At 67.0% G+C, this 1996-nt stretch carries 2 protein-coding genes; both read right to left on the bottom strand.

Translation table 11 applies throughout. The features are described from left to right. The coding region (locus tag ACWDV4_RS30680; protein WP_449985991.1) for a M23 family metallopeptidase at window positions 1-656 on the bottom strand (656 nt) is incomplete at its 3' end. Window positions 657-829: 173 nt separating this feature from the next. Continuing rightward, the gene (locus ACWDV4_RS30685; protein WP_449985993.1) at window positions 830-1828 is read right to left on the bottom strand and encodes an alpha/beta hydrolase; all 999 of its coding nucleotides are present in this window, start codon (window positions 1826-1828) and stop codon (window positions 830-832) included. Window positions 1829-1996: the final 168 nt, after the last annotated feature.

Raw genomic sequence — 1996 nt, forward strand, 5'->3', positions numbered from 1 at the left:
TATACGTCGTTGAGGGTGCCTTGGGTGAAGGTGACGATGTCGTCTTTGCCGTCGCCGGTGAAGTCGGTCGGCGACCCCGCCAGATACCGACCACCCGTCGGTCCCGGACCGCAGTTGTCGCTGATCAGGTACTTCTGGTGGTATTGGCCGGGATACGGCGCCAGCGACATCCCGTTGATGACGATCGTCTGTCCGACGCCGTTGTAGAGCTGTTCGTAGTGGATGTGCGCTCCGGACGAGTTGCCCGTGCTGCCGGTGATGCCAATCTCCTGCCCTTGCTGCACGTACGCTCCGTCGGGCACGGAGTACGCGCTGAGGTGGAAGTAGTAGGTGGTCCAACCACCACCGTGGTCGATGACGATGTAGTTGCCGGCACCGTTGGGCTGCGAGTGCCGCCGGGCGACACCGGCGGCGGAGGCGACCTGAGGCGTGCCTGCGGTGGATCCTCCGTCGGCCCGTACGAAGTCCAGGGCCTGCCGGACCTCACCGCTGTAGTGGTGATAGGTCCACCGTTGCCCACACGGAAACGGTGCCTTGAAGTTCGGCGCGGCGAGCGCAGGAGACGGTGTTGCCACCGCGCCGGTCAGGACGCCCACCGTCAAAGTGAGCAGGGCGACCAGGATGCGACGTGCCCTGGTCCTTGAGTGCCGTGACATGGGTGACTCCCGTCGGGGAAAACTCAACTGGGCTGGGGCACGGAACCGGAGAGCCCGCCGACGTGGTGGATGCCGTGGGTGGGCGAGGACTGCCGGGCTGCGTCGAGGCAAACGTGGCGACGCGCCGCCGGGCCGCGACAGATGTGCGTCGGCGGCGCGTCGTCGACGAAGGGTCAGCCGGCGCGGCGTAGGCGTCCGAGCATCCCGTTGAGGTCGTCGGTGAACATGTTCTGCCGGAAGATGTGGCCACCCTCCGCCTCACGCCCCTCGTGGGGGATGCCGGCCTGGGCGAGGGCCGCCCGGAACTCGCGCTGACCGGCGAGCACCTGAGTCTCGTGGACATAGTCCCACCAGTTGACCGGCTCCGGCGACGTGCCGGCGACCAGGAAGATGCGCTTGTGACGGTAGCTCTCGATGCGCTGCATCGGGTTGTCGTCGTTGACCCGGGCCTCGTTCCACAGCGGAGCGCCGTAGACGGTGCCGCCGCCGAGGTCCAGGGCGGCCGAGCTGGCGTTGGCCCAGTGCACGACGAGGCCGGAGTCTCGGCGCAGGCTGGCCGGGCCGGAATGGGAACTGACCGAGCAGAAGTGCCCGTAGTACTTCGCGGTGTACTTGAGGGCACCGAACCCGCCCATCGAGAAGCCGGCGACGGCGCGACCGTCGTACTCGGGGAAGGTGCGGAAGTTGTCCTCAATCCATGGCAGCAGCTGCGCCATGTGGAAGGTCTCCCAGTTGCGCGGACCGGTGTTGCTGCTGACCGGGTTCGAGTACCAGCCGGTGGAGCCGTCGGGCATCACGACGATGATTTCCCGGCCGGCGGTCAGGTTGATGATGTTGTGGTGTAGGTGGAAGGTCCGGAAGTCCTCGGCTCCACCGTGCAGCAGGTAGAGCACCGGGTAGCGCTTGCCGCTGGTGTGGTAACCGTCGGGCAGCAGGACGTTGACCGCAGGGTCCCACTCGATCGCGTCGGTGGCGAACCGGTAGTACTGGAGCCGGCCACCGTTCTCGTTCCGGTCGACGATTCGCAGCCCGTAGCCGTCACGGGCAGCGGCGGACGCGGGCAGTGGCGTGGCGAGGGCCCCGGCGAATGTGCCGACGGCGGCGACGCTCGCGGCACCGGTCAACAGCCGTCGACGGCTGACCGGCCGGCGGATGGCAGGGATGTTGTCCATGGTTCCTCCATTGAGAGTGACCGCGCCGCACGGACGAGGAACGCGACGCGGAGCTTTCTGTCTGCTTGGGACGGGTCAGAGGGTGGTTTCGCCGTTGAGGCCGAAGTAGTCGTGCCATTTGGTGCTGGTGGCGAATGATGTGCCGGTGGAGAGTCCGATGTAGACGTC

It is taken from the genome of Micromonospora sp. NPDC003197, from assembly GCF_053590565.1.

Bases quoted from the DNA above. Each gene is read 5' to 3' on its own strand.
- ACWDV4_RS30685 (WP_449985993.1), bottom strand. From the start codon at position 1,828: ATGGACAACATCCCTGCCATCCGCCGGCCGGTCAGCCGTCGACGGCTG.